Here is a 25,600-nt window from a genome sequence, read left to right as displayed (position 1 = left end):
ATGGATAAAGATATACAATCATATATATTCATTAATAAGCTAAAATCTTTACCGTTTGTCAACGAAATATGGCTTTTTGGCTCTCGTGCTAGAGGGGATAACGATGAGCATTCCGATATTGATATTGCAATTATCTGCCCTAATATTACAGATCAAGAATGGCTAGAAGTTATGTCTATTATAGAAAATGCTGATACACTTTTAAAAATAGATTGTGTAAGGTTTGAACTTTATAAAAATATATTAAAAGAAAAAAAAATTATATATGTCAAAAATAAACCTTAAACTTGAAAAATGTCATAAAGCTTTTATGACGCTTGAAGATATTTATTTAAAACCGACAACAGAAGATAGGGCTTATATTGATGCCACTATACAAAGATTTGAATTGACTTTTGAACTCGCTTGGAAGTTTTTAAAAGAATATTTTTCTCAAAAAGGCACAGTTCTTCACTATCCTAAAGAAGTGATAAAAAAGGAAGCTTTTGTTGCCGGTATTATAAATGATGAGAGTTTATGGATTTATATGCTTACTGATCGTAATATGACCTCTCATACTTACGATAAAAAGCTTGCTGATGAAATATATAACCGAATAAGAAATTATGTTCCTGAACTTAAGAAATGACTAAATATCATTGATTTAAAGATTTAATAATACCTTGCAGAGTTTGGACTTCAGGGGAAGAGAAACTATTTATACGTGTAAATATATTAGTGATATTTTGTTGCATAGCAGTTTTTTTGTCGGGAGCCTTGAAGAATCCGGCTTTATCGAGTTTGCCGAATAAATTTACTAAAAAATGCTCTATTTCTTCTTTAGTAGCTAATTTTTGAATGTTATGTACATCCTCTCTGGGCGTAGAATTACGAAACAACTCATAGCATATAATAATAACCGCTTGAGCAATGTTTAATGAGCTAAATTCGGTTGTATTAATAGTGATAATCTTATTAGCAAGTGCGATTTCTTCGTTGCTAAGCCCATTATTTTCCCGCCCGAACATTATCCCGACTTTTTCAGAATTTGGATAATCTAAAGGTAAATTTTGTGAAAATACATAATTTTTATTCATAGCCCTTTTAATGCAAGTAGTAGCATATAAATATTCGAGGTCTTTAATGCTATCCTCTAGGCTATCAAAAATTTTTGCATGATCTATAATATTAACCGCTCCGACTGCATTACTACGTGCTTGCTCATTAGGCCAGCCGTCTCTTGGAGCCACGATTCTAAGCTCATTTAAACCAAAATTCTTCATTGCTCTTGCAATAGCACCGATATTCGCACCCATTTGCGGGGCAACTAATATTATTATTGGATTCATTTTAATAATTTTTTGTAACTAAGCAGGTATAGGCAATCGCTACGGCGTCAGCTTCATCAGAATTGGTAATTAAGGCAGTGCCAGGCAGCAAAAGCTTTATCATATGCAAAATTTGGTCTTTCTCTGCATGCCCATATCCTGTTACGGTTTTTTTTACCGTATTTGGCTTAAACTCTCGCATGTCCAAATTATATCTACCGATCAGCGACATTATCGCCCCTCTAGCATATCCAAGCTTTAAAGAAGTCACACTATTAGTATTAACAAATGTTTCTTCAATCACTGCCATATTTGGTTGATATTCTAATATTACTTTTTCTAATGTACTATTAATAAAAGCAAGTCTATGATGAATTGCATCCTTACTATTTGTTCTAATAATACCACTAGCTAAATATTTCAACTGTACGGTCTCCTTTGCCACTACTGCCCATCCAAGACTCCCAAGTGCCGGATCAATCCCAAGTATTATCATGATTATTTAATGTTATTTTTATTGGCATTATTATATGGCTTTTATGTCATGCTCGCGAAAGCGGGAATGACATCGAAAACCATCCAACAAAGCCTGTCAAGCCACAGGGTGACAGCTTTATATCTTCATATACTGATAAAATTCTTGATTATTCTCCCACAGCTCACGCACCTTAACGAATAAAAATAAATGAACAGGAAATCCAAAAAACCTCTTCATTTGCATTCGGGATTTTGCTCCTATTTCTTTGATTTTAGAGCCGTTTTTACCGAGTATTATAGTTTTATAGCTCTCTCTTGAAACTACTATAACTTGATTAATCTTTACAGATTTGTCTTTAAGCTCTTCCCATTTTTCGGTTTGTACGGTTAATTTATACGGGAGTTCTTTCTGCAAATTTAAAAATAACTGCTCTCTTGTAATTTCTGCTGCAATAAAACGCATAGGTAAATCCGTTATGTCGTCTTCCGCATAAAGCCAAGGAGAAATTTTGGCCTTACTTGTTATATATTCAAGTAATCCATCAATATTTTTGCCTGATAAAGCAGATATAGGAAAAAGCAAGCTATCAGGATGATTTTCTGTTAAAAAAGCTTTAATGTCATTTAGATATTTTGATTCGATGTCTATTTTGTTCAATAAAAATATCGGAACAATATTAAGTGAGCGAAGCTTATCTAAAATATTATGCGTTATATCATCAAACGACTTTAGACTATCAATAATTAACAGAACTAAATCTGCACTATGCAAACTAGACCACGCACACCTTACCATTGCTTTCTCTAAGCTCCCTTTCGGCTCAAATATACCGGGCGTATCGTATAAAATTACCTGCGTATCTTTTAAGGTAATAATACCGGTAATAATTGACCTAGTAGTTTGAACTTTTTGGGTAACGATTGAAAGCTTCTCACCGATTATTCTGTTTAATAAAGTGGATTTTCCGCTATTAGGTCGCCCGATTATACAAACCGATACCGTTTTCTGATTAGATGTCTTCCTAAACTTCACTTCTAGAGGTAATTTAGACGTCGATCCAGTACTCGCCTCCTCGCGTACTAGTGTGTACGCTGCTGCGGCGGCAAGTGCTTCCGTGTCTCCTTTAAATTCCTCTCTATAAGCTGGTTTGGCACGATGTCTATTAGTCATTTTTAAGTCTATGCAATAAGCTTCGTGCTGCGTTTTTCTCTGCTTCTTTTATTGTGTGACCAGTGCCTGTTTGTTCATAATCTTTTACTTTTACAAGAACCGTAAAAGTCGATGAATGGGAGGCTCCTTCTCTTTTTATCAGACGATATATAGGTAGGTGATGATCACTAGCTTGAGCCCATTCTTGTAAAGCAGTTTTTGGGTCATAATCCGTTAAATTCTGAACTTTTATAAATTCTGCCCATAACTTCTCGATAATATCATGGATTGTTTCAATATTGCTATCAAGATATACAGCTGCAATTAAAGCTTCCGTGGCATTTTCTATATTATTAAGATTATCACGCCCGCCTGCTACTTCTTCGCCATGAGTCATAATTATATAATTTTTTAAAGTAAGTTTAGCTCCAACCATGCATATTGTTTCTTTGCAAACCAAATATGATCTAATTTTAGCTAAATTCCCCTCATTATAATTTGCAAAATTTCTAAATAAAATTTCTGTGATTACTAAATTTAATACGGCATCACCTAGAAATTCTAATCGTTCATAATCTTTATCATCCTTGTACTCGTGATGTTGTCTTAAAGACGGGTGACTCAACGCCTCTATTAAAAGCTCTTTATTTTTGAAACTATAGCTAAGTAGCTTTTCTAACTTCTCAAATGATTCCATTACGCATCCGTGTTATAAAGATTTCTGAAAATTCGATTTAACCTAACAGATTCAATCCATGGCTTTAACTTTAGTACTAGATTAATAACTCCTATATCATTATCCCACCAAGTTATTTTTGTTGAGAACCAAATAAATTGTGCTTTAGCAATAAAATTTTCAAACGGTACAAACCCAAGATTTACTCTACTATCATTTGACTGATCTCTATTATCCCCTAAAAAGAAATATTTCCCTTCAGGTATATAAAAAACATCCGTATTACCGTATCTATCATTATATATAACGCCATAAATAGGAGCAAGCTTATAAGAAAAATATGTTCTACCGTTTGGCAGTGTTTCTTTAAACTTTAAATATTTTATTCCCTCTTCGCTTATATAAGTTCCAACTTCCGTGCGTTCTATTTTTTTGTCGTTAATATATATTACGTCATCAATCAATTGAATTTTATCGCCGGGTAGCCCTATTAAACGCTTTATATATCTAACACTCATATCGTTAGGCGGACGAAAAACTACAATATCGCCACGCTCCGGTTCACGAGCAAATATTCGCCCTTGAAAAAGAGGAATAAAATCAAAAAAAGATAAAGAATAATTACTATAACCATAACTATATTTCGTAGAAAATATATAGTCATTCTCAAGTATGGTTGCTTTCATAGACCCGGTCGGAACTGTAAACGGCTCCATAATAAGTATTCTAATAAGTAAAGCAATACATATTACAAAAGCAAAAGCCCCCCACTCTTGCTTAGCTGTTTTATTAGTGTTTGATTTTGTATTATCTGTTTGCATAATCTCTTAATTATTTATAAATTGGAATCGTCATTGCGAGGAAATTACAAAGTAATTGACTAAGCAATCTCAGGAGTTTGTTATTATTTCATGAGATTGCCACGCTCCTTTCTCCTTTCAGTCGCTCGCAATGACAGCTTAGTATCCACGCAGGCAATATCTCCTCGCAATGACGATAAAGTCAAACCACGCTATAACTCTTTATCCTCGCCTCAATCTCGCTTCTAAAATGGCGTATCAGCCCTTGAATCGGCCAAGCTGCCGCATCACCTAAAGCACAGATAGTATGCCCCTCTATTTCTTTCGTAACGTTAAGGAGTTCGTCTATCTCAGATTTTTTGGCATTACCTTTAACTAGCCGCATCATGACTCGCCACATCCAGCCCGTACCCTCACGGCAAGGAGTACATTGCCCGCAAGATTCATGCATGTAAAATTTACTAAGCCTTGCTATTGCATAAATAATATCGGTAGATTTATCCATCACTATAATACCGCCTGTACCAAGTCCAGAACCTGCGGTTCTTAAACTATCAAAATCCATATCCACTTCACATAATGACTTAGGAAGTAAAGGCACGGAAGAACCGCCCGGGATTATGGCTTTAAGATTATCCCATCCACCACGAACACCACCCGCATATTTCTCAATCAATTCTTTTAACGAAATGCCCATTGCTTCCTCAACATTACAAGGCTTGTTAACATGCCCTGATATGCAGAAAATCTTAGTTCCCGTATTGTTAGGTTTACCTATACCAGCAAACCAGCTAGCTCCTCGTCTTAAAATGGTTGGCACTACTGCAATAGACTCAACATTATTTATAGTAGTCGGGCAGCCATATAACCCAAAGCCAGCAGGAAAAGGCGGCTTTAAACGAGGCATACCTTTTTTGCCCTCTAAGCTTTCAAGCAATGCCGTTTCTTCGCCACAAATATAAGCACCCGCCCCACGATGTAAATAAATATTACAATCAAAGCCCGAACCGCAAGCATTCTTTCCTATTAACCCTTCTTTATAGGCTTCATCTAAGGCACGCTGAATATTAGATGCTTCATTATAAAACTCACCTCTAATATAGATATAACAATTATTCGCTCCTATAGCAAAGCTTGCAAGCAAGCAACCTTCTATTAATTTGTGCGGCTCAAACCTTAATATATCACGATCCTTACAAGTGCCAGGCTCAGACTCGTCGGCATTTACTACTAAATAGCAAGATTTCTCTAAATTTTTAGGCATAAATGACCATTTCATACCGGTAGAAAATCCGGCACCTCCTCGCCCTCTAAGCCCTGATTTCTTAACCTCTTCAACGATGAAATCTCTACCTTTATCAAGCAAAGCTTTAGTATTCTCCCAATCGCCTCGCTTCTTGCTAGATTTCAAATCATGGCTTTGCTGCCCATGCAGGTTAGTAAAAATTTTGTCTTCTTCTTTTAGCATAAACTATTCTCGTTATGGCTTAAAAACGTCATTGCGAGGAAAAATTGAAAATTTTGACGAAGCAATCTCGTGCCAAAATCCTGAGATTGTCATGCAGCCTACGGCCATTCGCAATGACAATGAAGCCAGTCCACGCAACAATGCCTGCTCACAATGACGATTCTTTACCTTTCTATTACTTTTTTATTAAACTTCCTATTAACAAACATTGTAAGTATCGGAGCAGAGATAAAAATTGAGGAATAAGTACCGGCTATTATCCCAAAAAATACAAGTACGCTAAAACTACGGATTGCCTCACCGCCAAAAAGAATAAGGGCTAAATTGGCAAGTAGCGTGGTAATGACAGTTAAAATAGTTCTTGATAAAGTCTCATTAATACTTAAATTTATAATTTCCGTGATATTTTTTTTATGATATTTACGTAAATTTTCTCTAATCCTATCATATATTACTACCGAATCATTAACGGAATAACCTATAATAGTTAACACTGCAGCAATAGTACTTAAGTTAAAATCAAGCTTTGTCATACTCATAAACCCAAGAGCGAGTATTACGTCATGCACTAAGGCGATAAGTATACCAAGACCGAAATACCACTCAAAACGCACCCAAATATAAACCATAATCGCTAGGAAAGAGAATAGCATCGCCATAGCTCCCGCTTCTATTAGCTGCCTACCGACTTGCGGACCAACAAAATCTACCTTACGATATTCAAACTTATACGGAAAATTACTTTGCAAAGATGCTTTAATTAACTCAATATTTTTCATGAGATTTTCTTCACTACTACTACCGAATCTAATTGATAAATCACGCTCACTACCGAAATTCTGTAAGACCACCTCACCTATTCCAAGCTTGCCTAGAACCCCACGCATTTTTGGCAAATCAGGAGCTTGATCAAGCCTTACTTCAATAACTATACCACCGGCAAAATCAATACCGAAATTAAATTTATATATACCGATCCAAATAAAGCTAATGAGTGATAAAATAATTGAGAAAGTGTAGCTAACTTTTTTAAAATTCATAAAATCAAAATCGATTTTATTAGGTAAAAGTCTTAAAGGATAAATTTGCATTATTATATATTTTGTTGAATAAGGATTATATTTGTATTATATAGTAAATTCAAAAAGGTTAAATGATTTTTTATGTCAGAAGTAGTAGTAAAAGAACAATTAGAGCAATATATAAGCAAAATAGAAAGATTAGAACAAGAAAAAGCTGATTTATCTCAAGAAGTAAAAGATATCTTCCAAGATGCTTCTTCACATGGATTTGATGTTAAAGCTATGAAATCTATATTGAAACTAAAGAAATTGGATAAAGATAAACTTGCCGAGCAGGACGCTATGCTTGAGCTTTATAGAGATACTTTAGGGATTTGAGGCATACGTCATTGCGAGGAAATTACGAAGTAATTGGCGAAGCAATCTCAGGAGTTTGTTATTATTTCATGAGATTGCCACGCAGCCTACGGCTGCTTGCAATGACGTATTTAGTATTCACGTAGCAATGCACTCTTTCGCAGTAATGACATAAGAGATACAAATATATTTAAGCTTTTGCTGCCTTAGTTTTAGCAATAGGGATATGTCTCTCTTTAATTCTAGCCGACTTACCGCTTCTATTTCTTAAATAATAAAGTTTAGCACGACGAACTACTCCGTATTTTACTACATCAATAGAGTGTACTATCGGCGAGTAAATCATAAAGCGTCTTTCGACTCCTTCACCGTGGCTAATTTTACGTACTAAGAAAGATGAAGTAATACCGCGATTTCTTTTTGCGATAACTACACCTTCATAGGCTTGAAATCTTTCCGTTAATTTTTCCTTACCGTCTTTCTCAATCGATCTATCAATAATTTTAACAGTTACCTTAACTGTATCGCCGGCTTCAAAATCAGGAATTTTTTTATTTGCAGTACGCTTTGAAATATTTTCCTGTTCAAAGCGGTCAATAATATTCATTTTTTCACTCCTTAACTCTATAAATCTTTAAGTAACTCCGGACGGCGTAATTTAGTAATCATATGTGATTGCTCTTTTTTCCATTCATTAATTAGCCTGTGGTTACCGGATAACAAAACACTCGGTACAGCTCGATCACGCCAAATTGCAGGTCTTGTATATAGGCTGCATTCAAGCCCGCCCTTAAATGCCCCGTCTTCTTCAAAAGACTCAGAAGATAAGGTATTTTGGTTCATTAAAACACCTGGCAGTAATCTAATTAAGCAATCGAGAATGGTGAGGGTAGGTATTTCTCCGCCGGATAAAATGTAGTCGCCTACACTAATTTCTTTAACATTATACTCTTCTATTACACGTTCGTCAATCCCTTCGTAACGTCCACATAAGAATATGAGGTTTTTATTTTTTAACATCTCTTTAGCAAAGCTTTGGGTAAAGACTCTACCGCGAGGTGAAGGATAGTACATTTCAGCATTAGGATTTAAAGCAAGAGCATGATCTATGCTACTGCCTAGAACATCAGGACGCATTATAAGCCCGTTACCACCGCCATAAGCCTCATCATCAATATTTTTATGCTTAGTTAAACCGAAATCTCGAATATTAATAACGTCATATGACCAAATATTTTTATTTAGTGCTTGTCCTGCTAAAGAATGTCCTAGAGTTCCAGGAAACATTTCAGGAAAAACGGTTAAGATTGTGGCATGAAGCATAGACATACGTTTAAAATAGTAGACAGTACCAATTAACGCAATAAAATTATAATTTAATTATTTACCCCACCCACACCTGTCCTATAATCTTCTTTTCTTTGTTTTTTAGCAGCAGCTGTTGTACCACTCCTAAATGCTTTAGCTTTTTGTTGATGCGTTTTATGAGCTTGATCACTTTGAAATTTTTGAAATTCTGCTTTCTTAGCAGATGCTATATAACGGACTTGTTATTTTCTCTAAGCGTCTCATAGCATCTTTATCTAAACTAATTACCTGCTTCTTTTGCTTGCTGCTCTATTTTTAATGCTGTCTTATAACCTGCTGCTGCGTTTTTAGCTATAACTTGCCCTCTGCATCAACCCACTCTAGAATCTTTCTTCATTGCATCATTATATGGATTTATCTTATTATTTTTAATATCCTTTATTTGTTTTTCTGCTTTCTTTTTATCAAAATCTTCTGGCATAACTTCTCCCCAAATTTAAGTTAAAAATATACCTATAGCTGTATATATTTCAAAAAAAGTTAATAAAGAAAAATAGAGGTATAAGTAATTAAAAATTAACCAATTTGTGTTATAAAAACTTCATCATTTCCTCAACGATGATTAGCTCTTCGTTTGTCGGCAAAGTGAAAACTTTAACCTTACTGCTTTCAGCACTTATTAGATGCTCATTTTTTTGGTTTTTTGCATCATCTATTTTAATGCCTAGCCATCAAAGTTTTTCAGTAATCATTTCTCGTATTACAGCGGAATTCTGTCCAACACCGGCAGTAAAAATTAGACAATCAACTCCCTCAAGTGCAGCAGTTAGCTTACCTATTTCAAGTACAATGCGATACACAAATAAATCTATAGCAAATTTAGCATCAGGTGAGTTACTGGCAAGCAAAGTACGCATATCGGAGCTTTCACTGGACATACCGAGTAATCCTGATTTCTTATATAGTAAATCGGTTACTTCTTTCGTAGTCATTTGCTCATGATCGATAAGATATAACACCACTCCAGGATCAAGGTTACCTGTCCTTGTACCCATCATAACACCATCAAGTACGCTAAAGCCCATGGAACTTGTTAAACTAAGACCGTTTTTAATAGCACATAGACTACTACCGCGTCCTAAATGAGCTATAATAGTCTTTGTAGGTAAATCTTCCTTTGTCATTTTGTTAAAATGGCTGCTAATATATTTATATGATAACCCATGAAAACCGTAACGAATTATCCCTTTATCATAATATTTTTACGGTAAACCGAAAGCTTTTGTAATAGGAGGATTGGTAAAATGAAACGACGTATCACAAAACAAGCTATATGTGAGATTTCTTTATATTTTTGAAGAAATAAAGCCAGTACCTGCAAATTATAAGGTTGATGCAAGGGGCTTAGAGGTATTAATGCTCTTTGGATATGTAGCTTCGCCTTAGTGTGATTATAAATAAATGCAGCAAGTACACAGGAAATAATACGCATATCCATAGGATCAGCTCTACTTGTTAAAATAATAGGCACACGGGCTCCAAGAACGATACCCGCCATAACCGCTTGACCCAAATATTTTAGCTGCTTTGCAAGAATATTGCCTGATTCAAGATCAGGTACTACTAATATATCAGCATTTCCTGAAACTGAAGAGCTAATGCCTTTTGCTTCTGCAGCAAATAAAGAAATAGCATTATCAAACGCAAGCGGTCCGTCAACTATAGCATTCGTAATTTGCCCTCTATCTACCATTTTCGATAAAGCAGCATCATCAAGGGTTGTAGGGATTGCAGAAGTTAACGTCTCAACTGCCAATAATACCGCAACTCTAACCTGCTTGTCTTCTTTGATCATATGCATTAAATCAATAGCATTCTGCACTATATCACGCTTATCTTCTAGAGTAGGACGAATATTAATAGCAGCATCAGTAATAATAAACGGTTTTGGAAAGGTAGCAACTGCCATTAAGAAAGCATGGCTTATACGACGTTCAGTACGTAGTCCATTCTCCTTATGAACTACCGCAGACATAAGCTCATCAGTATGAAGCGCCTCTTGCATAATAGCCGCAACTTCCCTTTTCTTCGCAAGCTCTACGGCTTTTTTTGCTGCTTCGTGGCTATGCTCAACATTAATTACTTGATAATCCTCAAGATCGACATTATTAACTTTTTCTACTGATTCAATTTTATGTTGCGGACCAATCAAGACCGGTTTTATTACATTAAATTGTGCCACTCTAACTGCACCGAGTAATGATTCTTTATCGATCGGATGAACTACTGCAGTTTTAACAGGCTTAACGCCGTCGGCTCTAAGTAATAGATCGATGAAATGCTTTGCTGCTTCATCAAAGTCAGGATCGTTGATTTCTTTTGGAGGAGTATAAGTGGTACCTAATTTCTTAGCTAGAATGGCATCTAAAAAAGTCTCGTTTATTATATGTTGCTTCTTCATAAACCCCTTAATAAATAATCACTAACTTAATTAGATAGTATATAAGTTAATGAATAAAGGGAAAACTAATTATTGTTTTTAGCGGGCATTTCTTAAATGCTATTAACGCAACAGTGTATATTCGCATTCCGTGTAGACATTGTTGCGTAGTTTGAAAAATACCCTTAATGTCATTCCCGCGGAAACGAGAATCCAGTAAAGCATAAAAAAACTTGTTTTTTATATGCTTATTTTATCAAATATGTAACTTCTGTATCAATATTGAAGTTATTTTTCTGGATTCCTGCTTTCGCAGGAATGACATAAGAGCTATATATCAATCATTTAAATAATTTCCAATGTCGTTCTTGCGGTGGAGAATCTTCTCTTCCTTCAGAAAAAAAATCATTAGTAGGATTTGAGCTTAGTTCTGTAAATATTTCTTCCCAACTTTTTTGCGGTTTTAAGCTTTTATCTGATGATAAATACTTGAGTTCTTCAGAACCATTTTTAGTTTGATTGTTCATCAATATTTTTGTTTTTACATATTCTATATACTATAATTGTTTAAAAAACAATTATTAGTTATTCTACTTCATATTTCTTAAATGATCTTCTAATTTTCTTAGCTTTCTACCCTCGTTTACTATAGGCTTTACATAGGGTTGCATTTTGGCATTTTCTCTATATTTATTAATCTGATCGATCTGAGCATTGACTTCATCGGTAATGGCTTGCTTTCTATCCTCTATTTTATTTAATACTTCAGTACTATATTCATAATTTTTAACATCAGCATTAAAGTTATTAAGCTCTTCAGTAATCTTTTGGTCTATTTCAGCTCCCTCGGCGGTATCTTTAACTTTTTGTGCTATTAATGCCGGCATTTCTTCGATCTTGATATCATCTCTTTTGAAATGATCTTTAAGCTCTTTATAAGTTTGCTCTAAATTTTCCTGGGCTTTCTCGTGCATAATATCATAATGCTCTTGGCGACGAACATATCGATCTCCATCTATAAATTCTGCATGTTTTCTATGAGCGTTATCTATCATATCGCGCATCTGAGAATCAGTAGCTTTCTCACGCATAAATCTGTCGCCCATCATTACCGGTTCACCTTCCTCAAATAACCTACCCTGCACCTCATAAATAAGCTTTCTTTTAGCTAATTCTTGATAATATTCCACATCACTATGTCTACCTGCTTTTTCTAGTCTTGCTAGATATTCCGGTGATAATATATCTGCTTGAGCAGCTAGCGCCTCCTTATTAATATGCATTTGGAGCTCTTCATGTTCTCGTGCTTTTTCATCATCTTTTAATTTTTCGCTATAAGTTCTAAGCCTTGGATCGTTATATTCAAAATCATGCCATTCGGCACTGGTTAGATTACCCTCATAAGCATCACGTAAATCTTTACCGACTATTGCAGTTAAAGCTCCTCTTTTTATTCCTGTATAACCTGCATATATTTTTTCGCCTATACCTACACGCTTTTCTTCTTTTAATTTACGTTTTGTATCAACACGATGTTCTATCTCTTGCCAGCTTCTAAGAACTCCTATATTCTTACCAAACAGACCAACACCTCGTCCAGACATTTCTTGGTGAGCATTTTTATAAGCATCTTGATAATCTCTAGTAAAGTTTGCATCGCTAGCGAGTTCACGTAAGTTAGCATCTTTTAATGACTTATCAAGCTCAGCTTTTTGTTCTTTACTTAAAGCAGCGTAATCTTTCACTCCATATTTATTTGCAGCAATTTTATCTCGAAGCTGAGTAAACTTCATTTGCGATAGTTCTTTTGCTTTTAATTCATTCCCCTTAGGTAAATTCTTTAATAATCCTGCAATACCGTTTTCATAATCCGTAATAGCATTCATTTTTACATCTTTAGAATCTATACCGTATTTTCTCTTAACCTCATTTTGTACGGTTTTATTTGCTGAAGAACTGAGAGCTTGCTTTTCAAGTCTTCCCATCATCATATTTTCAAATTTCTCAGCAAAAAACATACGAGCTTGCTCTTTCCCTGCACTTACACGGCTAGTTACAGGTGCACTTACCGTCTTAGCCACATAATTTAGCGGTCTATTCATTTGTTTCGCTGCAGATTCATAAGATTGCTGATTAACTTTTTGTATGTCTGTTAAATTACCTGAAGTACCGGCAATAAATTGTGCCGTCGATATAGCAGTATCGTTAAATTTACTTAGCAAATAAATAGACACAAAAATTAGTAATATCCCGTCAAGTTGGACAAATTTCCCATTTATAAAATTACTAATTCTTTTTGCATCTTTAACTAAATCTAAAAACGGTAATTCAATATAGCGTTCATCCATACACTCATACGCAGCACAATGCTTACATTTATCAGGGTCATTCTTACAAGAATCATCTACTATTATATGATCTTTAGGAACTAATATATTTGCTTTGTGGAAATTATTTATACCACCTTTCATCGGTACTGGGAACCACCAATAAAATATTGAATTACCCAGGCTTGGATCTATATCCTCAAGGAAGCTACCGAATATTTCATTTATCGGACCTAAATTAGGAAAATCATGTTTACATACCGCAAAACCAAGCGTTGAATATATTTCGGTTCTGACAATCATTGAAATAAAAGCGATACCGGCAAATAAAATTATAGGCTGTAATGCATATGATATTAATTGTCTTAACCAATTCTCAAATAACGAACGAGTTATATTAAACAACATGAAACAAATAAATATCGGTCCCATAATTATAATCATACCGATAGTTATAAGAGCGGTTAGATAGATAATAGTGGCTTTAAATATAAGAAAGAAAATAAAATATAAAGCTATTAAATATAGAATGATATATATAAAACCAAGCCAATCAACAAATAGTAAAGAAAATAATTTAGATAAAGTTTGAGAAGAAATAAGTAACCCAAGCAAGCTTTGAGAACCGGGACCAATAGCCGAAGCTTCATTAATTATTTGCAGTATTTGCTGAACCCCATCAATAAAAAATACGAATAAATAATCATGAAAAAATGTCCAAGCTTTATCCGTACTTAATAATATTGAGACTATACTAACTTTTAATATTCTCACTATAAGTTCGACATGAGTAAGGTTTATATTACCTATTAAAAAGGAAAAGCTTGTAAACATTATATATAGAGTTAAAATAGCCGAGAGACTCATCCTATAACCTGACGTATCAATTATTTGTTGATAAGTTTTCTTTATAATCCCATCCTTACCAAATAATACTCCTTTTATCAAATCCGTTAAAAATTGTAGCGGATCGGGTCTAGTATCAGTAACTCCGGACTTTATTACTAATCTATATTGCCCGCTATTATCATTATAAAATTTATCTATAATCTTAAAATAAAGAGGAGATTGAGCATATTTTGACTTATCTTCACCTTTATATTGATAATTTATACCGCCGGCTTCCAAGAATTGTCCTGTACTACTAATACTATAAAATTCATAGCCCGAAGTAAGCTCCTCTCCTAAATGCTGAGTTATACCTTGCGGTTTACGCTGTGAGTCCGGTGAAATATTGGGATCAGTATTTTTAGCGGCAATAAGAAAATAAAGCCCGACACCGTTTGTCATTATACATGGAGCATTACTAATCATTGCATCATTTTGATTTGCGGGATTAGGAGTACACATATCAAGTCTAGTATTATCCCAAAAAGTACATGGTTGTAGCTTAACGCAAAAAGCAGCCAAAGTAGTTGTGTTATTTTTTTGACCATACCATGGACACCATGCAGATAACTGACCTGAAGTATTTTTATCGCCAAGTATATAACTCCACGGTCTTACCATAATGGTTAAAGGATAGCCGTTTACTTTATAAGCACTATCACGCCATGGTGCTACCTGATTACCTTCCTGTCTTGAAGTAATTTCTTCCAGATCATATCTAGCAGAGACATTGACTTTGATAAAACCGAAATCATCAGGGTCAATACAAGTATCGCCGGTACAACCGGAAAGCAGCAATAGCGATATTAATAATGTAATAAAAATATTTTTGTTCATTTATTATGTGTTATTTCCATATGTCTTAATTTCAATGTCATTGCGAGCGACCATAGGGAGCGTGGCAATCTCATGAAGCAGTACTAAATTCCTGAGATTGCTTCGTCAATTGCTATGCAATTTCCTCGCAATGACGGTGAAAATATTTACAATTATTCTTTCTTCTCTCCTTCCTCTTTCTTCACATCATTACGCTCAGCAAGAAATTTATTTGTAAATTCACCACCTCCTTCCGGTTTTCTAGCTTTATAATTTTGATCAATTATCTTGTCTTTGAAAACTCTAGCCGGAGCCATTGCAGCCTTTTTAATCGGTTTTGTTACTGAATCTATATCCTGTATAACGGCTCCCACAGGATCAGAACGTTCTTGATAATTGCCTGATATTCGTGCCGGTGTAACATTTGTAAGCATTCCAACTACTATATTTACAAAAGCTACTAAACTATATGACATCAAGCAATATGAATAAAATAATAAAGCCGTAGTAAATAATACTAAGAAAGTATTAGCATTGTTCGTTAGAATATTCGAGCTACTAATTTCTGGAACATCCGGTACATAGAAAGGTATTCCGGGTAGGAACGGTAATGTAAAAGAGAAATGAATCGGAATACCAAGATTTGTTAAATCAAGCCCTATTTTTATTGGTATAAGAGTATCCCAACAGGCTCTAACTACCACTTTTAAAAGCTGCTCAGATAAAACCTGATCTATCAATAAAAAGAAAATCAATAATATTGTCGGCTGCACTACATAGCTAAGCAATGTCGATATCCAATTATCAAATAAACTTTTAGTTTTTTCAAATAACATTAATATTATAAAAAACGGTGCCAATGAAATCATAACAGTTACCCCTATGAATGCAATAACATAACCTATTATAACTTCTAAAATAGCTCTAAAATAAGTAATAAGTGAATAAATGGTTATAATAGCGATAAATGCTAAACCATTATGTATCTGTAATAATTCAATAAATAGTAATCCCCAAATCCTACCGTTAGTATATTTATCAAATATAGGATCAATAAAACCAAAAATATTAGATCTAGAGCTTGTAGCACCTACTACGTTAGTTACAAAGAAATCAATACCGTCAGTAAATGCACTAAAGAAGTATGTATTAAAGAAGCTCCAACTTTCTTCTCTAATTAAAAAAGCTACTATAGCTATTTTGCATATACGTGTTATTACTTCTACGGCAGTTAATTTTAATGCTCCTGCAACGAACATTAGCCCAAATATAGTAACATAAAGGGTTAATGCAGCTTTAGCTAAATTCTGCACCGCAGAATTTTTAACTAACTTAATATAAAAGTTTTGACTGAAAGTTCTAAACTGATAGGTAATAGGTTTAATAGCACCGTTATATATTATATCAGAAAACCAAGTTGTACCGGTATAATTAGCATAATTTACACTAACTACCCCTTGTATATTACTATTAGGATTTACAACCCTTAACCATAAATATCCATCTTGCGGGGCATCAGTCGCAAAGTTATAATCTACCGGCATACCACGAACAGATGGATCAGGTAATGTACCATCAGACGTTATTAAATATTCTAACTTTATATTTTGTTGATCACCAGGATTAATTGAATTTGCCCCATTACCTATTTCAACAATCATCGCATAACGACCAAAATATAAAAAATTAGCTGACCAATCATTCTTATTTATATAATCTACAAAACTAGCATAATTTGAAAAATTTCGGCTCCAATCACTCATTAAAGCTGAATTACTAAACATGTTACTAACTTGCCAATCGCTAGTAAAATCCATAGTACCACCGCTAGTGGCTTGATAATATATAAAGCTACTTTGAGTACTGCCTGAATTTACAAAACTCTGATCTCGTCCCTTAATAACCTGCCCGCCTACTTTAATTATCATCCCTCTACCTTGATCGTAATAGCAAGCAGGGCTAGTATTTATACCGGCATTAGCAGGACAAGCATTAATTAAGCCCATGAAATACTGTACCGCTCCCGTTATCATAGGCTTACCGACTATTACTCCATTATCGATATTTTTATACTTTGTAGCAGTACCCGTGCCGCTACATACACTTTTTCTTTCCTCATCTATCATATTACACACCTGCTCTGCAGAAGAATAAATTATTCTATTATCAAAATCTCCAAGGTTACTTTGAGTATAAAGTGCAGAAGCAGCGAATATCGAGCTATCAAGTTCCTGTGTTAGAATATTATCTACGGTATTAGGAAGTTTTAGAGTATTAGGGCTAAAAAAATTATCTTTACCAACTAAACTAATATTTACTACATCGCCGGCCTTAACTTCAATTCTCGAATTACCGTTAGAATAGTTAAAATATTTAACAGCATCAGACATTTTAGTAAATGAAAGTGCATCAAGGTCTTTATCAGGCGGTATAGTCCCCAGTGTTTCACTATTATCGTCCGTAACAAAACGAGGAAATCCTAAAGCTTCAAATTGTAATTTAGAATAATTATAAGTTTTAATGAAAACTTGCGGCATACTAAACCTTGGATCAATTCTATATAATACTAGATATTTTCTAGGTTCAGGAGTCATACCTGAAGTAGACCAATTTATTTTTAACAATTTACCTTTCTGAACAGTATTACCTGTTGATTGCCAAATTCCGGCTGTAGGTAAACTAATTCCTATATTACCCTCTTGAAAACTTGTAAATTTAGGCACTTCTAAACAACCGAATAAGCTTTTTAACCCGACAAAACTGGTTGACATCCATGAAAAAGCATCATCGGCTTTAGCTGGCATCGCCATAAACAAAACTAATAAAACTAAACTCTTAAGAATTTTCATAATTTTAAATTGTTATCCAACACGTCATACCGTGGCTTGTCATAGTATTAAAAGTAAACCCGTCATTGCGAGCAGCTGTACGGCTGCACGGCAATCTCATGAAATAACTCCTGAGATTGCTTTGTCAATTATTTCATAATTTCCTCGCAACGACGATTTTCGATTCACCCTCTATTTCGGTGTTTCAGGCGTAGGTGGTTCTTCATTTGTCTTTTCGCCCCCTTCTTTTGGCGTATTTTTCCTATTTTTCTCAGCCTGATCTAATGTCTTATTGCGTTGTTTTAATCGTGCTTCCGCTCTGCCGGTAATACCTTGTCTTGTTTTATAATCCATTCCTATTGAACTTAATGCTTTTTGTCCTGCATCATGAGACATTTTACCACCAATTTCAGTAGCCGAAGGCCCAACAGCACTAGTTAATTTTACTACCATACGTCCTGAAAATTCGACATAACCGTACATACCGTAAGCAATAATAACTAGAGCTACAATATTTTGCATATTTACTCCCATCATACCCGACATATAATCCATTCCCCAAGGGGCAAACCAATTAATACAGAAGATAGGTACATTCAGCAAGGCAATAGGTAAAATAGTACCGATAAACGGAATTTTTATCGGTAAAGCACATTTCCAACACACGCTATAACCTAAAACAAAATCTAGATAAATGGTAAATAGTTGTGTTAGCACTATAATACCTGCCATCATAACTACCGGTTCTATCATATAGCGGATCGTAAACCTCACCCAATTATCAAATAAATACCTAGTAAAATCAAATAATAAGAAACTAATAAATAAAGGGGCTATACCGATTAATATACAAGTTGCCATAAATGCCATAATATAAACGGCAACAGCTCTAAGCGCCGTAATAATTACTATACCAACCGCAATAAAAGTAATTATAAAATATATAATACCGCTAAGCCCAAGAGAAAGAAGTGCAAGTAATTGAGCGATAAAGGTTTGACTAAAAAATATTTTACTCATTACTGCATCTAAAAACATGAAAGGATTAGAAATAGTATTAGTAGAAGTAAACAAACTATATCCACTCATATTAGCAATAATTGAGTCTGAAAAATTGGTAATTGTATCAAAAAGATAGTTATTGAAAAATTCAAAGGTATTACCGTTCATAAGTCCGCTAACTACCCCGATTTTTGCTATTCTAATTACTAGCTCTTTTTGGTTTATCTTAGCAAAACCAAGCAAAAACATTGCTCCGTAAGTCATCACATACAGAATTAAAATTGCTTTAATATAGGTAAAAAAGTTAGTACAGGATGAGCTATCATTAGCTTTATAACATACCATATTTTTAAAAATAGAAGTAGCAGCCCCTTGCACTTTAGTTTTAAATAACTGAAGTAACGGATTCATTACTTTAATAGTAAAACTTCCTACTTTTAAGGATGTTGAGAAATGTACTTTATAGCTACCTTCACTATCTTTATAGTCCCTTAAATTATTACCAGGATCATTTAGAATTTTCATCCATATATAACCCGCCTCATTTGCGTTAAAGCTATATTTACCTTCACTATCAACGCTAATTCCTTGAGGTGAATAGGTTTTACCGCTAGTATTCGGGTTTTCCGAAGGCTTTACTATTATGTATTGCACTCGTCCTCGATCATCAAAAGTATCGTTAAAACTATTACCGTTTTCTCTATAGCATTTAGTCTGTTTAATATTTAAAACGTATCCTCCCGTATTCTTACTACTATCTTGTGAGGTAGGAGACCACAGCCTATATTGTAAATAACTTTTTGCAATATTACTGTTAAAAGGTATATTATATATAACTTTATATAAATATTTACCGTCTTTATCTTTATAGTCAGGCGGTTGATCTGTATCTGCAACAAATTTAGCAAATTCTAGCTTAGAAGGCAGAGCTTGACTTACAGAACCCGCATCATTCATTTGATATATTAATCCAGTTGGTCCTTTGCCTCCTTTACCGTCCGCCGTATACCAAAATCTCCGATTCTTTTGAAAATCTCCATCACTACATATGCCCGAAGTACAATTTACACCTCCAATATAATCTTTATTTTTTGGATTACGATCGCGAACACTATCAGGACATTTATCATCTGGAGGAATATTAGCATTATAAGAACATTGAAGGGCTGAATAGTCGATAAATAATTTACCTGTGTTGTCAGACCACGAAAATGTAAAACTCTCATCATCTAGGTAGTTTTCTGGTGCTGGTCTAGTTATATTAACCCAAGCCATACATTTCTCTGTACATTCTGGTATCTTATCACAATAAGGACTACAGCCTAATGCTCCCCAGTCGCAACCTATTTGCTCCCTCCAGGTAGGGCACCTCCATGTGACTTGACAATTCCAATAATTCTCTTTTAACTCGCAAGCATTGACATATTCACCTGAATAAACAGAATATTTTCCACAAATTGGATTATAAGTAGTTTTATTCTCTGAACAATCTTTCGTAACTTCAGCACCTTTAAAAGCATCCTTAACTGTCGCATCCGTATTAGCAAAATTAGGAGATATGGACACTAAAACTCTATCATTGGCATATAATTCGGCAATATTACGCCATTCATTATTTTTTGCATCCATTATTAGAGAGACAGGTGGATTATTTGTATCGTTGATACGAGGAATCGGAATCATTTGACCGTTATCGTCTAAATTAGATCCAGCCCCTGTACGTTGTAAATTATCTTTCGGTATATAAGCTAAACACAAACTAACCTGACCGACCACTTGTAAATTCACCGGTTGGCTGTTTTCTACTAGCACCTGAGTATTTAGCCATTCACCGTAACGAGTAGGATCAGGAATAAGCAGAGTCGTGCCGTCGGGCAATATCTTAGAAGTGTTTACATAATTAGCATTAGCATTAAGGGTTATAGTACCGGTTATTGAATCCGCCCCTCCTTTACCATCTGACGCATATCTCATGTAGCAGCTGTCACCGACTTTTACTGCTCCTATCATACCAAGTGCTGCAAAAATAAAGCAAACTAACGTTGCTACTATAGCAAGTATTCCTAAAACTTTTAATAAGTTACCCTGCATATTCTATCATTTACCTCCACCCGAACCGCTTGCTAAATCAGCTCCTTCGCCTGTGCCGCTTTCTAAATCCCCGCCTTGCTGCTTTCCCTCTTTACGCTTACCTCCAACACCCGGCTTATCTCCTACCAGCGGCTTACCTTGCGAAGCCATAGCAGCATCCTTAAGGAAAGCTGCTCCTTTCTTTACTAAACCAACGATTTTAGTGGGACTTGCCGTTACTGCATCCATATTAGGACCATTAGTTAAATCAGAAGCAAATCGCCCTATAGATTTAGAGAAGTAATAAAAAATAACCGAAAATACTAATACGCATAAAAGTTCCGCTAAAATAGATACAACATCTCTAACAATTGATTTTATTGGAAAAAGTATCAATAAATGCTCTTCCCAACCTTTACCTGCATAATATTCTAACATTTTATATCCAAAACTTTCCTGACATTGATCTGCCCCGCCAACAGGAAGCATTAACTCAAAAGTACTAAATCTAATATCCCCTTTTTCATAATCATATCTAAGGAATTCACAATTTTTAAATATTGCGGAATCATACATAGTTATTAATAAAGCTATAAAACCTGCTATTATTGCCGGCTGCAATGCACATGAAATACATACTTTTAGCCACCCGTCAAAATAAGCTTTTGTACGAGTAAATAGAGCCATAGGAATGAATATAGGAGAAATATATGTCATAACGTAAATAGTAATCATGCAAACTAAATAATGCGTAATAAAATATAAAAGTATAGATAAAAATATTACAGAAAATACTAAACCTGCTGCAAGTATAATAACGTTTCCGGCCATAAAGAATCCAAACATAACGGTAAAAAATCTAACTGCTCCTGCTTTACTTAAATCCTTCGGTCTGTCATTTTTGCCGTCAGGATCAAAATTAGGTATAGGTATATTATTACCACGGGGACCATTACCTACCACACTCCCTAACACTCCATTCTTATCTATATTATAAAGTAAATCCAAACCAAGATAATAACCTATACGGCAATCAATCGCGTCCCATAAACTGTAAAATTTATAACCGTCCTTGTACTTTGAATTATCAAATTGACATAATCCTCTAGAACCTGCTGCATTAAAGATCATCTGCGCAAAGTCCGGTGCTGCTCCTGTCAAAAGAGGTAATCCATATTTTAACATACCGTTTTCTTTTGTCGGCTGACCACCGCTAAAATCTAAAGGTCCAAGACCGAGAGAAAAATAAGCAACAAATAAGAATTTTATTACAAAAAGAGCTATTTTTTCAGTACTTGCATATTCTGTATTTAGAGCCATATTAAAGGCAAAAAACATAGTATAAAGAATTAATGCCGCACCTATAATTCTCTTTAAATAACCTTGAAACGTAGAAAAAGCAGCAAGATTAGTTATTCTAGAATTTTGATCTTGAGCACTACAACTCTTTCCAGCAAAAAATATTTTATTAAGCGTTTCGCTCAAACACTGAACTGCAAGACCGGAAAAATTAATTAACGATTGACTATAATTTGCTCCCGTATAGCAATTTTTTCCTATATTACAATTCTCATCCTCAGAAGGAGGTGAAGTCGGTGTAGCACTCAAAGATTTACATGCTACCGGCATCGGTCCCCTTGACGTAGGCATAACTAAACATAGATCATTATCCCATTTTTTAACCGTTAAAACGATATTCTTTAATACAGGATTTGCTCCAAGATCAGGATTATTATCGGTACTTAAATCACTAATCTTTTTAGAGTCACCTTCATTTAAAGTATACATGGTGCAAGGGCTACTACTACCTTCTACATTTTTAAAACAAAATGTTATACTAGACGCAACTGAGTTACAATTACCTCTCGGATCTTTCATATCAATATTACGAATTATATAGCCATATGCCGTGTCCGTTTCTAAATACCCATCTGAAGTAGTCGGTAAACTAGAACATGATTCTCCAAAGCCGGCAAAGCTAGCTAAGCTTACAGACGCTATACAAACTATAATAAATATCTTTAAGGTTTTAAGAGTTTTCATTAGAACTATTATCTTTTTTTTCTGTTACTACGCCGCTTTGTACTAACTCATCCCATGCCTTTTCAGCATTTGCACATCGTTCTGATATTTCTCCTTCTTCTTGTTCTCTTACTCTTCCTCCTCCGCTTGCAGCAATATTATCATTTGGTAGTCCGCCTTTCCCTACCTCTAAATCACTTGCTCCTCCACCTTGACCAGCTTTTAAATCACCAACTCCTCCTCTACTTGCTATCTGATCGCCCCCCTTAGTTGCAGCACCCGCAGTAGCAAGTACTGCCATAGCTGCCTTAAATATTGCTCGCGGTTTTATAGCAACATTATTAAGAGCTACTCCTTCCGTCATATCTGCAGCAAATTCAGCTAGCTGACTACTAAAATTATACATCAAATACAATGTAAAACATGCCGTAACTAACGCAAGCAAAATATTTTTAATTTTCTCAAAAAGCACTTTTGGAGACATGAAAAACATTCCGGGACCCAAAACTACTCCTGATAAAAACTGGAATTTAGCAAGAAATTTATCGGTAGGGGTATTACCCGGTTTACTATCGACAATTTCACTTACACTATCTTTTGCAAAGTTAAATGCCGTGGTAATAGGGTTATTTAACATATAACCTAAACTATTTTGACAGCTTTCTACGGCATCTTTATCAGGATATTGTGACGTATCATCCCAATCATTATTAATGTAAAATATTAAAACATCCCTCTTAGACGTAATGCCACCTTGAATTTTGTCTTCTATACTATTGTGAATTAATTTGCTCTTATATTGACATTTACCGTAGAAACCATAATCATATACCGAAAACATCGTGATCATAAAAGTAACTACCACCATAGGTTGTAGCAAGAACGAGATCATTAGTTTAACCCAGCTATCAAAATAATTTCTTGTATATGAGAATAAAAACATAGGTACAAAAAGAGGAGCCAAAATACCGAGTATTACTATAGATATCATACACATAATCGTTGCATTAACCATAAAGGCAGCAACCGAAATCACAAGTAACGGATAAGAAAGAGCGAGTGACACCAACATCATATTACCGGAGATTATCGCCGGAATTAGCAAATAAATATATGGTGGAGCACTAAAACTAAAGAAATCAAAATTTAAAAAATCATGACTGCGATAAGCATTTTCGACAAGTAACGTAGATAATATATCAAGCCCTAAATAATGAGCTACCCTACAATCTAATGCATCCCATAATGCAATATAAGAAACGGTACCGTCATAAGAAAGATTGTTAAATTTACATAAACCGGACGGAGCAGCATTCATAACCCAACTTGCTAAACCGTTTATACCGTCAAGTAAGAAAGGAAACGCCCACTGAATCATGCCATCTAACCGGTCATACGGAGAACCATTACCAGGGGTTATATTAATTCCTATTGAAAAATAAGTTACGAATATCATTTTCAATATAAAATTTATATACTCACTTTTTGGCGGCACTTCACCTGCAAGTAATAGTTTAAAGCCAAAAAACATAACATATAAAGTTAGAAAAGCCGTAACTATTTTATACATTCCTACTTGAAACTGAAAGAATGCACTATCTTGCCTTGAAACCAAATTAACCACTTGGCTTACATTATCAAAACTACAAACATCTTTACTAATTAGTAATCTAGCAATCATTTGCCTCATACATTCTATAAGAGGAGAAGTCATGACTACTGCAGTTTTTGAAGCATTATAAGCTTTTTGATAACATCCATCACCCGCTGCACTACAGGAAACTAAAGCTAAAGGATCGGTGGGAGTTTTATTTGGATCCTCAATAAAATCCTTATCTGCTACATCCATAAAGTTATTATACATGGATTTTGGAAACGGCTCTTTCATATATTTACAGCCGACGGGAACGTCTCCTGTAAATCCTTTTGTCGATACGCATATTCTATCTTTATCTTGAATAACTTTCCAATATATTACAGGAAAGCCTAAATCAAATGCAAAACCGTCATCACCGGGCTTACCACTATATGGAACATGATATTCCTTTTTTTTATTTGCCCACGCTGTCTTTATATCATCCCAAGGGTCGCTCCCTGTTAAGACGGCTTTAGCAATAGCAAATGCCGATTCTGCAACAGATTTTGCCCGAGATACAATTAATTTAGCATTATTACATAAAGCAAAGCGTAATTCTGGATTTTTAGGATCAATTCTGTTTTCACGAGTACATTGACCTCCGGGGAAATTCCCAAAGTTACTATCGTTAAATAAATCACTGTCGTTTATTTTAAGCTTTAAAAACGTATTCATGTATAAAACGGGAGAGACAAGATTCATTACCGCAAAAGTAAAGAACGGAGCAACAATACATGTATGAGAAAATTCAGAACGCAGCAAATCGCCTACGCCTTGGGTTTCGCAAGTTAAGCCACTCAAAATATCTATAATGCTATCAAGAGTATCTTTAGCATGAGCTTTAGTAACTAGCCCTAAATTTAGGGCAAAGCTTAATACTAATGTTATAAGTATACTACGAGGAAATAATTTCATAACTAGTTACTTGCCTCGCATTGTAAAAATGTCATCCCGTGACTTGTCCACGGGATCTCAGAATACACTCTGTGAGACAAGATCCCGCGGT

Annotated in this window: 18 protein-coding genes and 2 pseudogenes; 3 read left to right on the top strand and 17 right to left on the bottom strand. The window is 34.8% G+C overall.

What is annotated here, in order from left to right; all coding sequences use genetic code 11:
• Positions 1-285 (top strand): nucleotidyltransferase domain-containing protein, encoded by a 285-nt coding sequence (locus tag RAT170B_RS00235; protein WP_045805299.1) that lies wholly within the window; start codon positions 1-3, stop codon positions 283-285.
• Positions 266-628: a nucleotidyltransferase substrate binding protein gene (locus RAT170B_RS00230; protein ID WP_045805298.1), complete on the top strand. Its 363-nt coding sequence runs from the start codon at positions 266-268 to the stop codon at positions 626-628. Before RAT170B_RS00235 ends, RAT170B_RS00230 begins: the two co-directional genes overlap by 20 nt.
• A gap of 7 nt (positions 629-635) precedes the next feature.
• Here the strand turns inward: RAT170B_RS00230 and RAT170B_RS00225 are convergent, their stop codons facing one another.
• From RAT170B_RS00225 to secF, 7 genes are all read right to left on the bottom strand, one after another.
• Positions 636-1,328: an RNA methyltransferase gene (locus RAT170B_RS00225; protein WP_045805297.1), complete on the bottom strand. Its 693-nt coding sequence runs from the start codon at positions 1,326-1,328 to the stop codon at positions 636-638.
• A 1-nt stretch (position 1,329) separates the two neighbouring features.
• Positions 1,330-1,803 (bottom strand): crossover junction endodeoxyribonuclease RuvC, encoded by a 474-nt coding sequence (gene ruvC / locus RAT170B_RS00220; RefSeq protein ID WP_045805296.1) that lies wholly within the window; start codon positions 1,801-1,803, stop codon positions 1,330-1,332.
• 117 nt (positions 1,804-1,920) lie between these two features.
• A complete protein-coding gene (gene era, locus RAT170B_RS00215; protein ID WP_045805295.1) occupies positions 1,921-2,955 on the bottom strand; it encodes a GTPase Era in 1,035 nt (344 codons plus the stop codon).
• Positions 2,948-3,631: a ribonuclease III gene (gene rnc / locus RAT170B_RS00210; RefSeq protein ID WP_045805294.1), complete on the bottom strand. Its 684-nt coding sequence runs from the start codon at positions 3,629-3,631 to the stop codon at positions 2,948-2,950. Before rnc ends, era begins: the two co-directional genes overlap by 8 nt.
• Positions 3,631-4,431, bottom strand: coding sequence for a signal peptidase I (gene lepB / locus RAT170B_RS00205; protein ID WP_045805293.1), 801 nt, complete (start codon positions 4,429-4,431; stop codon positions 3,631-3,633). The genes rnc and lepB overlap by 1 nt, the downstream gene beginning before the upstream one ends.
• A 181-nt stretch (positions 4,432-4,612) precedes the next feature.
• Positions 4,613-5,878 (bottom strand): NADH-quinone oxidoreductase subunit NuoF, encoded by a 1,266-nt coding sequence (gene nuoF, locus RAT170B_RS00200; RefSeq protein WP_045805292.1) that lies wholly within the window; start codon positions 5,876-5,878, stop codon positions 4,613-4,615.
• A gap of 164 nt (positions 5,879-6,042) precedes the next feature.
• Entirely contained in the window at positions 6,043-6,969 is a 927-nt protein-coding gene (gene secF / locus RAT170B_RS00195) for a protein translocase subunit SecF (protein WP_014013864.1), read from the bottom strand.
• A gap of 72 nt (positions 6,970-7,041) precedes the next feature.
• Here secF and RAT170B_RS00190 point away from each other — a divergent pair, with 72 nt between their 5' ends.
• On the top strand, positions 7,042-7,278 hold the full coding sequence (locus RAT170B_RS00190; protein ID WP_004996682.1) for a DUF2312 domain-containing protein: 237 nt from the start codon (positions 7,042-7,044) through the stop codon (positions 7,276-7,278).
• Positions 7,279-7,447: 169 nt separating this feature from the next.
• On the opposite strand, the gene rplS is transcribed toward RAT170B_RS00190, so the two are convergent.
• The 10 genes and pseudogenes from rplS to RAT170B_RS00140 form a co-directional block, all read right to left on the bottom strand.
• Positions 7,448-7,864 carry a 50S ribosomal protein L19 gene (gene rplS / locus RAT170B_RS00185; RefSeq protein ID WP_014013863.1) on the bottom strand — a complete coding sequence of 139 codons (417 nt, stop codon included), beginning with the start codon at positions 7,862-7,864 and terminating at the stop codon, positions 7,448-7,450.
• 17 nt (positions 7,865-7,881) lie between these two features.
• Positions 7,882-8,586: a tRNA (guanosine(37)-N1)-methyltransferase TrmD gene (trmD, locus tag RAT170B_RS00180; RefSeq protein ID WP_045805291.1), complete on the bottom strand. Its 705-nt coding sequence runs from the start codon at positions 8,584-8,586 to the stop codon at positions 7,882-7,884.
• Between the two features lie 569 nt (positions 8,587-9,155).
• A pseudogene (locus RAT170B_RS10145) lies at positions 9,156-9,988 on the bottom strand (acetate/propionate family kinase); the annotation flags it as partial.
• A pseudogene (locus RAT170B_RS07935) lies at positions 9,989-11,026 on the bottom strand (phosphate acetyltransferase); the annotation flags it as partial.
• A 320-nt stretch (positions 11,027-11,346) separates the two neighbouring features.
• The gene (locus tag RAT170B_RS00165; RefSeq protein WP_146620312.1) at positions 11,347-11,532 is read right to left on the bottom strand and encodes a hypothetical protein; all 186 of its coding nucleotides are present in this window, start codon (positions 11,530-11,532) and stop codon (positions 11,347-11,349) included.
• A gap of 63 nt (positions 11,533-11,595) precedes the next feature.
• Positions 11,596-15,057 (bottom strand): type IV secretion system protein, encoded by a 3,462-nt coding sequence (locus RAT170B_RS00160; protein ID WP_045805290.1) that lies wholly within the window; start codon positions 15,055-15,057, stop codon positions 11,596-11,598.
• A 152-nt stretch (positions 15,058-15,209) separates the two neighbouring features.
• Complete coding sequence (locus tag RAT170B_RS00155; RefSeq protein ID WP_045805289.1) at positions 15,210-17,885, bottom strand: type IV secretion system protein; 2,676 nt, start codon at positions 17,883-17,885, stop codon at positions 15,210-15,212.
• A 171-nt stretch (positions 17,886-18,056) separates the two neighbouring features.
• Complete coding sequence (locus tag RAT170B_RS00150) at positions 18,057-20,957, bottom strand: type IV secretion system protein (RefSeq protein WP_045805288.1); 2,901 nt, start codon at positions 20,955-20,957, stop codon at positions 18,057-18,059.
• 6 nt (positions 20,958-20,963) lie between these two features.
• A complete protein-coding gene (locus RAT170B_RS00145; protein ID WP_045805287.1) occupies positions 20,964-22,979 on the bottom strand; it encodes a type IV secretion system protein in 2,016 nt (671 codons plus the stop codon).
• On the bottom strand, positions 22,966-25,509 hold the full coding sequence (locus RAT170B_RS00140) for a type IV secretion system protein (protein ID WP_045805286.1): 2,544 nt from the start codon (positions 25,507-25,509) through the stop codon (positions 22,966-22,968). Before RAT170B_RS00140 ends, RAT170B_RS00145 begins: the two co-directional genes overlap by 14 nt.
• Between the last annotated feature and the right edge of the window lie 91 nt (positions 25,510-25,600).

It is taken from the genome of Rickettsia argasii T170-B, assembly GCF_000965185.1.
GTDB classification, from domain to species: Bacteria; Pseudomonadota; Alphaproteobacteria; order Rickettsiales; family Rickettsiaceae; genus Rickettsia; species Rickettsia rickettsii.
This window is presented reverse-complemented; position numbering and strand designations above follow the sequence as displayed.

Bases quoted from the DNA above. Each gene is read 5' to 3' on its own strand.
- RAT170B_RS00235 (WP_045805299.1), top strand. From the start codon at position 1: ATGGATAAAGATATACAATCATATATATTCATTAATAAGCTAAAATCT.
- RAT170B_RS00230 (WP_045805298.1), top strand. From the start codon at position 266: ATGTCAAAAATAAACCTTAAACTTGAAAAATGTCATAAAGCTTTTATG.
- RAT170B_RS00225 (WP_045805297.1), bottom strand. From the start codon at position 1,328: ATGAATCCAATAATAATATTAGTTGCCCCGCAAATGGGTGCGAATATC.
- ruvC (WP_045805296.1), bottom strand. From the start codon at position 1,803: ATGATAATACTTGGGATTGATCCGGCACTTGGGAGTCTTGGATGGGCA.
- era (WP_045805295.1), bottom strand. From the start codon at position 2,955: ATGACTAATAGACATCGTGCCAAACCAGCTTATAGAGAGGAATTTAAA.
- rnc (WP_045805294.1), bottom strand. From the start codon at position 3,631: ATGGAATCATTTGAGAAGTTAGAAAAGCTACTTAGCTATAGTTTCAAA.
- lepB (WP_045805293.1), bottom strand. From the start codon at position 4,431: ATGCAAACAGATAATACAAAATCAAACACTAATAAAACAGCTAAGCAA.
- nuoF (WP_045805292.1), bottom strand. From the start codon at position 5,878: ATGCTAAAAGAAGAAGACAAAATTTTTACTAACCTGCATGGGCAGCAA.
- secF (WP_014013864.1), bottom strand. From the start codon at position 6,969: ATGCAAATTTATCCTTTAAGACTTTTACCTAATAAAATCGATTTTGAT.
- RAT170B_RS00190 (WP_004996682.1), top strand. From the start codon at position 7,042: ATGTCAGAAGTAGTAGTAAAAGAACAATTAGAGCAATATATAAGCAAA.
- rplS (WP_014013863.1), bottom strand. From the start codon at position 7,864: ATGAATATTATTGACCGCTTTGAACAGGAAAATATTTCAAAGCGTACT.
- trmD (WP_045805291.1), bottom strand. From the start codon at position 8,586: ATGTCTATGCTTCATGCCACAATCTTAACCGTTTTTCCTGAAATGTTT.
- RAT170B_RS00165 (WP_146620312.1), bottom strand. From the start codon at position 11,532: ATGAACAATCAAACTAAAAATGGTTCTGAAGAACTCAAGTATTTATCA.
- RAT170B_RS00160 (WP_045805290.1), bottom strand. From the start codon at position 15,057: ATGAACAAAAATATTTTTATTACATTATTAATATCGCTATTGCTGCTT.
- RAT170B_RS00155 (WP_045805289.1), bottom strand. From the start codon at position 17,885: ATGAAAATTCTTAAGAGTTTAGTTTTATTAGTTTTGTTTATGGCGATG.
- RAT170B_RS00150 (WP_045805288.1), bottom strand. From the start codon at position 20,957: ATGCAGGGTAACTTATTAAAAGTTTTAGGAATACTTGCTATAGTAGCA.
- RAT170B_RS00145 (WP_045805287.1), bottom strand. From the start codon at position 22,979: ATGAAAACTCTTAAAACCTTAAAGATATTTATTATAGTTTGTATAGCG.
- RAT170B_RS00140 (WP_045805286.1), bottom strand. From the start codon at position 25,509: ATGAAATTATTTCCTCGTAGTATACTTATAACATTAGTATTAAGCTTT.